The following is a 7204-nucleotide window of genomic DNA, read 5'->3' as shown; positions in this document are numbered from 1 at the left end:
GCGCCGCCGCCCGCGGGAACCGTCGACGGCGTGGCGGCCGGAGGGTTGGGGCCGGGCCGGGCCGGGCCGGCCGGCCGGCCCGGCGCGCCGGCCTCAGGCCGCCACCTGGTAGCCCTCCTCCGCCACCAGGGCCGCCACCCGATCGCGCGGCAGCCGCGTCTCGGCCCGCACCAGGCCGGCGGCCAGGTCCACCTGCACCGCGGCGCCCGGATCCGCCGCCTGGATCGCCTGGGTCACCGCCCGCACGCAGTGCTGGCAGCTCATGCCGCCAACCTTCAGTTCCACCATGTCAGTGCTTCCCCTCGAGCTCATCCAGGATCGGGCAGTCAGGCCGGTCGTCGCCATGGCAGGTCGCGGCCAGGTGCTTCAGGCTGTTCGCCATGGCCTGCAGGCTCTGCGCCTTCGCCTCCAGCGCCGCGACATGGCCGAGCGCGAGGCGCCGCACCTCCCCGCTCGCCCGGCCGCGGTCGTGCCAGAGCGCGAGGAGGCGCCGGACATCCTCGAGCGGGAAGGCGAGGTCGCGTGCGTGCCGGATGAAGCGCAGCACGGCGATGTCGGGCTCGGCGTAGTGCCGGTAGCCATTGGCCTGCCGCGCCGGGCGGACCAAGCCGATGGCCTCGTAGTGGCGGATCATCTTCTCCGAGACGCCGGAGGCGCGGGCGGCATCGCCGATGGTGATGGTCATGCGTCGCGTCCCGCCTCTGCCACCGGCGCCCCGGCCATCGGGGCATCCTGCCGGCCCGCTCCGTGCCTGCGCGCCTGCGGCGCTCCGGCCATCGCGGCGTCCGGCCGGTCCGATTCGGGCGTTGGCGCCGCAGGCGCTCCAGCCACCGGGCCGGGCGGCCTCCACCGCGCCAGCAGCAGCGCGTTGGCCAGCACCGAGACCGAGGACAGCGCCATCGCCGCCCCCGCCACCGGCGGCGAGAGCAGCCCCGCCGCCGCCAGCGGCAGGCCGAGCAGGTTGTAGCCGAAGGCCCAGGCCAGGTTCTGCCGGATCTTTCCGAGGGTCCGGCGCGTCACGTCCAGCGCCGCCGGCACCAGGGCCGGGTCGCCGCGCAGCAGGGTGATCCCCGCCGCCCGGATCGCCACATCGGTGCCCGTGCCCATGGCGATGCCGAGATCGGCGGCCGCCAGCGCCGGCGCATCGTTCACGCCGTCGCCGACCATCGCCACGCGCTCCCCCGCCTGCTGCCAGGCGGCGACCTGCGCGGCCTTGCCGTCCGGCAGCACCTCCGCCGCCACCGTGTCGAGGCCCAGCCGCGCGGCCAGGGCGCCGGCGGCGGCGCGGCCGTCGCCGCTCAGCATGGCGGCCTTCACGCCAAGGCGCCGCAGCCCGGCCACCGCGGCGGCGGCGCCGGGCTTCGCCGCATCCTCGAAGGCCAGCAGCGCCAGCACGCGCGGCGCGGCTGCAGGGCTCCCCGGCGCGGTCTCCAGCAGCCAGGCGAGGCTGCGGCCCTGCCCGGCCTCCGCCTCGGCCAGGGCGGCCAGCGGCCCGGGATCGGCCCCGGCCTCGGCCAGCGCGCGCGGGCTGCCGAGCAGCAGCGGGCGCCCCTCCACCAGGCCGGCGACGCCGCGGCCGGGCAGGGCGCGGAAGCCCTCCACGCGCGGCAGGTCCGGCCCGGCGGCGGCCCGCACGGCGCCGGCCAGCGGATGCTCGCTGCCCGCCTGCAGGGCGCCGGCGAGGCGGAGCGCCGCCGCCGCATCGCCATCGGCGGCCCGCACCGCGGCCAGGCGCGGCCGGCCCTCGGTCAGCGTGCCGGTCTTGTCGAAGGCGACCAGGGTGATCGCCTGCGCGCGCTCGATCGCCTCGGCATCCCGCACCAGGATGCCGGCGCGCGCCGCCGCCCCCGTGCCGGCCATGATGGCGGCCGGCGTGGCGAGGCCGAGGGCGCAGGGGCAGGCGATGACCAGCACCGCCACCGCGTGCAGCACCGCGGCCTCCACCGATCCTTCTCCCCCCGGGCCGGCCAGCAGCCAGCCCAGCAGCGTCAGCGCCGCGATGCCGACGACGACCGGCACGAAGACGGCGCTGACCCGGTCCACCAAGCGCTGCACCGGGGCGCGGCTGGCCTGGGCGGCGGCGACCAGGGCGGCGACCCGGGCCAGCACCGTCTCCTGCCCCACCGCCCGCGCCGCGATCACCAGGCGGCCATCGAGGGCGATGGTGCCCGTGGCGACCGTGGCACCCGGTTCCTTCTCCACCGCCCGGCTCTCGCCGGTCAGCGCGCTCTCGTCCACGCCGGCCCGGCCCTCGGTCACCACCCCGTCGGCCGGGATGCGCTCGCCCGGGCGGACCACCACGCGGTCGCCCACCGCGAGGGCGATGGCCGGCACCTCCTCCTCCCGCCCCGCCGCGTCCAGCCGGCGGGCGGTGCGCGGGCGAAGCTCCAGCAGGGCGCGGATGGCGGCGCCGGTGGCGCGGCGCGCCCGCGCCTCCAGCCACTTGCCGAGCAGGATGAACAGGATGACGGTCGCGCTCGCCTCGAAATACAGGTGATGCGCCGCCGCCGCGCCGTGCCGCGCCAGCATCCAGAGCGAGAGGCCGAAGGCGGCGGACGTGCCGAGCGCGACCAGCAGGTCCATGTTGCCGGTGCCGGCCCGCAGCGCCGCCCAGCCCGCGCGGTAGAAGCGCGCGCCAAGCCAGAACTGCACCGGCGCCGCCAGCGCGAGCTGGACGTAGGGGTGCGGCATCCAGTCCCGGCCGAAGGCCATGCCGAGCATGCCCAGCAGGAAGGGCGCCGTCAGCAGCGCGGCGAGGAGGAGGTCGCGGCGTTCCCGCCCGCCCGGCGAGGCCGCCGCCGCATCCTCCGTCGCCGCCGCGCGGACTGCATAGCCGGCGCGGGCGAGGGCGGCGGCCAGCGCCTCCTCCGGCGTGCCGGCCAGCAGGCGAAGGCTCGCGGTCTCGGTGGCCAGGTTCACCTCGGCCCCGAGCACGCCCGGCACCGCCGCCAGCGCCTTGGTCACCCGCAGCACGCAGGTGGCGCAGGTCATCCCGGCGATGCCGAGCGTGACCCGCGCCTCGGGCACCGCGTAGCCGGCCGTCTCGACCGCCGCGACCAGCGCGGGCAGGGGGGCGGTGCCGCGCACCTCCGCGCGCTCGGAGGCGGCATTGACCGTCGCCGCCTCCACCCCCGGCACCTTGCCGAGCGCCCGCTGGACCCGGCCCGCGCAGGCGGCGCAGGTCATGCCGGCGATCGGCAGGGAAAGGGTCGGGGCGGCGGGGGACGGGGCTTCGGGCATGGCCCTGGATATCTGGGGGTTCCCATCATGGGAGGGTCAAGGGCACGCGCCCAGGTTGCCGCGCGGCATCGCGCGCGACCGTCGTGCGTCACGGCTCGGCGCCCGTCCCGCGTCGGGGACCGAGGCCCTGTCGCAGTGCCGGAACAGGGGGGGCACATCGCGGCCTGGGCCACCGCGTCCCGGGCGGTCCATCGGCCGCGCGATGGGCCATGCCCCGGGCGCGGACCTGCCCGGCCGCCGGTGCGGGGATGCGGGCCCGGCGCGGGCGGGACCCTTAAGCCTTCCTCAAATCCAGGGGCTTAAGCCCTGCGGACATGCGGATCCTGACCCTCCTGCTCTGCTCGCTGCTGCCGGCCGCCGGCATGGCGGGTGTCCTCGCCGCCGCCAGCCTGGTGCCGGAAGATGGCGCGCCGATGCTCGCCGCCTTCGCCGACGACGCGGCGGCGCTGCGCGGGGCGGATCTGGCGGAGGCACGGATCATCGCCCTGCCGCGGCCCGGCTGGGTCGCGGTGGACGGGATGCCGGGCCTGGCCGGCCGGCTGCGGCAGGCGGGGGCACACTGGGTGGTGGCGCATGCCGCGCTGCTGCCCTGCGGTCCGGCCGGCCGCTGAGCCGGCATGGCGGCTCAGCGCCCCGATCCGCGGCCTGGCGGACACGCCCCGGACATCTCGATCGCATGGCAACGGAGCCTGATGGCATGAGCGGAACGACCCCCACCATCGGCCACACGCGGCTGGAGGATTTCCGCGCGATCGGGCTGCGCATCCTCCTCGGCATCGTGCTCGCCTGCGGCCCGGTCCTGGCGGCGGAAGCCCTGGTGATGGAGCGCGGGATGTCGGTGGCGCTCGGCCTCTGGGCGATCGGCGCCGGCGCCTCGAGCCTCGCCTGGTGGATCGCGCCCGCGGCCATCGCCACCCGCAGTCTGGTGGCCGCGGTGCTGGTCGGGCAGCCGGCCATCGTCCTCTTCCTGCTGGCCGGGCATCCTTGGCAGCCGGACCTGCACATGGCCTTCTTCGCCGCGGTCGCCGCGGTGGGGATCCTGGCCTGCCTGCACGCCATCGCGGCCGCGACGCTGGCGGTGGCGGTGCACCACCTGGCCCTGAACTTCATCATGCCGGCCTGGGTCTATCCGGGCGGCGCGGACATCCTCCGCGTGGTGCTGCATGCCGTGATCCTGCTGGCGGAAGCCGGCGTGCTGGCCTGGATGGCGCTGACCGTGGCCCGGCTGATGGGCGCGCAGGAGGATGCCGAGGCGGCCCGCCGCCTGGGGGAGGAGCGCGACCGGCTGGCCGCGGAACAGGTCGCGGCGGCGGAGCGGGACCGCGATCGCGCCGCCGAGTTCGCCCGCGTCACCACGGAATTCGCCGCCGGGCAGGGCGCCGCCATCCGCACCCTGACCGCGGCGGCGCAGCGGATGGAGGCGGCGGCGCAGGGCATGGCGGAGGTTGCCGGCCGCGCCGGCGACCTGGCGCAGACGACGAACGAGGGCAGCCGCGCGGCCGCGCAGGATCTCGGCGCCATCGCCACGGCGGCCGAGCAGATGACCACGAGCATCGCCGAGATCGCCCGCAGCGCGTCCGACGGCGCGGCGGCGGCGCGCGAGATCGCCGGCCACACCGCCGAGAGCGAGCGGGTGATCGCCGGGCTGGACGAGGCGGCCGGGCGCATCGGCCATGTCGCCGGGCTGATCGGCTCCATCGCGGCGCAGACCAACCTGCTGGCGCTGAACGCGACGATCGAGGCGGCGCGCGCCGGCGAGGCCGGCAAGGGCTTCGCCGTGGTGGCGGGGGAGGTGAAGGCCCTCGCCGCCCAGACCGCGCAGGCGACGCGGGAGATCGGCGGCCAGATCAACGCCATCCAGTCGGCCACCGGGGCGGTGGTGCGGGCGGTGCGGCAGATGGCCGGCGGCATCCACCGGATGGAGGAGGTGGCGGGCGCCATCGCCGCCGCCGTCGAACAGCAGGGGGTCGGGGTGCGGGAGATCGGCGGGGGCATCGCCTCCGTCTCCCGCGCCACCGAGGCGGCGGTGGAGGCGATGGGCGAGACCGCGGCGGTGGCGCAGCAGGCCCGCGCCAGCAGCGGCGACGTGCGCGACATTGCGGCGCAGATCGGCGCCGAATGCGAACAGTTGGCGCTGGACCTCGATGCCTTCGTCGGCGAGATGCAGGGCGACCAGGCGCGCGCCGCCTGATGCCGGGGCTGCAGGCGTCCCGCTGCCTGCCTGCCGGCATTGCGCGCCGGGTGCCGGGACCATTCCGGCCGGCCTGCATCCGTGCCGGCCAGCGCGCATGCGAAGGGCGCGAGTCGGCGCACCCCCGGGCCGCCGGCGCCGCCTGATCCGCGGAGGCGGTCGTCGCGGTCCCGCCATCGCCACCCCATCCGACCGCGCCGGCGACCTTGCGCAATGGGCTGCGGCTGGTCCTGCGCCCTCCCGCCCCCGCTTCGCGGCGCCCTGTCAACGCCGCCATGCGCCAGGGCCACAGGGCGGCCCGTAACGAGCGCGTCACGCAACCCTCCGTGCATAGGCCGTTACGTGTATGCGGGGGCAGGATTCCCGCGGGCCATGGCCGGGCCGCCATGGCGGTGGGAGACGACCAGAATGGTGCGGTGGATTTTTGGGACCCCGGGCGGCGACACGCTGTCGGCGCCGGACGAGGGCGGGCTGGTCCTGGGCTTCGGCGGCAATGACCGCCTCCACGGCGGCCGCGGCAACGACCTGCTGATGGGCGGGGACGGCGACGACCTGCTGCGCGGCGAGGCCGGGCGCTTCGTCACCGACGACCCGGCGACGCGGCAGGGCGGCAACGACCTGCTTTGCGGCGGCATCGGCAACGACACGCTGCAGGGCGAGGGGGGCAACGACACGCTGATGGGCGGCGCGGGCGCCGATGTGCTGGCCGGCGGCTTCGGCCGCGACATGCTGGCGGGCGGCGCGGGGGCGGACCGCTTCGTCTTCGGCGTGGTGGTGAACCATGACCCGCAGGGGCCCGGCTTCTACCAGGCGGCGGAGCTCGATACCGGCCTCGGCCAGGCGGCCGACCTGATCCTGGACTTCACCCAGGGGGAGGACCTGATCGACCTCTCGGCGATCAATTTCTTCCAGCGCCGGCCGCCGAGCGACATCGCCTTCGACTTCCTCGGCACCGGCGCCTTCACGGCGACCCCCGGCCATGCGGAACTGCGCTACGAGATCCGCGGCAACACCACGGTCATCCAGATGGACGGCACGCTGCTGCGCAATCCGGACCGCATCCAGCCGGATGGCCAGCCGGATGGCGAGATCGTCCTCGCCGGCGTGCATGCGCTGACGGCGAGCGACTTCATCCTCTGAGCCCAGGGGTGCGGACGGTCGGGCGTCCGCACCCTGGCATCGCGCGCCGAGCACGATGATCCCGCCGGCCTGCCGCCAGGCCGGCCGGCACCAGCCCCAGGGCCGGATGGTTTCGGCGCCATGGCGCGAGGTCGCTCGCCACCCGCCGGGCGGCGCACCGGGGCCGTGGATCCCTGGCTGCGGCCGGCGCCCCGCCCGGCCTGCACCCGGCGGGGCGGCATCCGGGGACGGCCGCGGCCGCGGCCGCGACTCGCCGTGGCGCGCGTGCCGGGACCTCCCCGGCGCGCGCTCCTCCTACAGCAGGACCAGCCCCGCCCTGGCGCCGCGCGCCACCGCATCGGCCCGGCTGCCCGCCCCCAGCTTCTGCAGCACCGAGGCGACATGCGCCTTCGCCGTGTGGAAGGACAGGCCGAGCCGCCGGGCGATGACCTTGTTCGAGGCGCCGGCGGCCAGCAGGTCCAGCACCTCCCGCTCCCGCCGGGTCAGGCCGGCCTCCACCGGCGCCGCCTCCCGCCCCGCCAGCGTCGCCAGCGCCACCGGCGGCAGCACCGCCAGGCCGCGCGTCACGGCCACCAGCGCGGCCTCCAGCTGCGCCGCCGGCGCATCGGGCGGCAGCACCGCCCGCGCCCCGGC

General features: G+C 77.1%; 7 protein-coding genes. 3 read left to right on the top strand and 4 right to left on the bottom strand.

What is annotated here, in order from left to right:
• Window positions 1–93: 93 nt before the first annotated feature.
• From E2C05_RS26375 to E2C05_RS26365, 3 genes are read right to left on the bottom strand one after another with little or no spacing between them, the layout of a single operon-like run.
• A complete protein-coding gene (locus tag E2C05_RS26375) occupies window positions 94–288 on the bottom strand; it encodes a heavy-metal-associated domain-containing protein (protein WP_133222635.1) in 195 nt (64 codons plus the stop codon).
• Window position 289: 1 nt separating this feature from the next.
• Window positions 290–685: a MerR family transcriptional regulator gene (locus E2C05_RS26370; protein WP_207191864.1), complete on the bottom strand. Its 396-nt coding sequence runs from the start codon at window positions 683–685 to the stop codon at window positions 290–292.
• Entirely contained in the window at window positions 682–3240 is a 2559-nt protein-coding gene (locus E2C05_RS26365) for a heavy metal translocating P-type ATPase (RefSeq protein WP_133222634.1), read from the bottom strand. Before E2C05_RS26365 ends, E2C05_RS26370 begins: the two co-directional genes overlap by 4 nt.
• 314 nt (window positions 3241–3554) lie before the next feature.
• Here E2C05_RS26365 and E2C05_RS26360 point away from each other — a divergent pair, with 314 nt between their 5' ends.
• From E2C05_RS26360 to E2C05_RS26350, 3 genes are all read left to right on the top strand, one after another.
• A complete protein-coding gene (locus tag E2C05_RS26360; RefSeq protein ID WP_133222633.1) occupies window positions 3555–3851 on the top strand; it encodes a hypothetical protein in 297 nt (98 codons plus the stop codon).
• 86 nt (window positions 3852–3937) lie between these two features.
• Complete coding sequence (locus E2C05_RS26355; RefSeq protein ID WP_133222632.1) at window positions 3938–5431, top strand: methyl-accepting chemotaxis protein; 1494 nt, start codon at window positions 3938–3940, stop codon at window positions 5429–5431.
• Between the two features lie 408 nt (window positions 5432–5839).
• A complete protein-coding gene (locus E2C05_RS26350; protein WP_158292378.1) occupies window positions 5840–6571 on the top strand; it encodes a calcium-binding protein in 732 nt (243 codons plus the stop codon).
• Between the two features lie 294 nt (window positions 6572–6865).
• On the opposite strand, the gene E2C05_RS35225 is transcribed toward E2C05_RS26350, so the two are convergent.
• On the bottom strand, window positions 6866–7204 hold a 339-nt coding region (locus E2C05_RS35225; protein WP_133222630.1), incomplete at its 5' end, for a helix-turn-helix domain-containing protein.

The sequence above is a fragment of the Paracraurococcus ruber genome (genome assembly GCF_004353985.1).
GTDB classification, from domain to species: Bacteria; Pseudomonadota; Alphaproteobacteria; order Acetobacterales; family Acetobacteraceae; genus Paracraurococcus; species Paracraurococcus ruber.
Note: the sequence above shows the minus strand (reverse complement) of the source record. Positions and strands in the feature narration are given on the sequence as shown.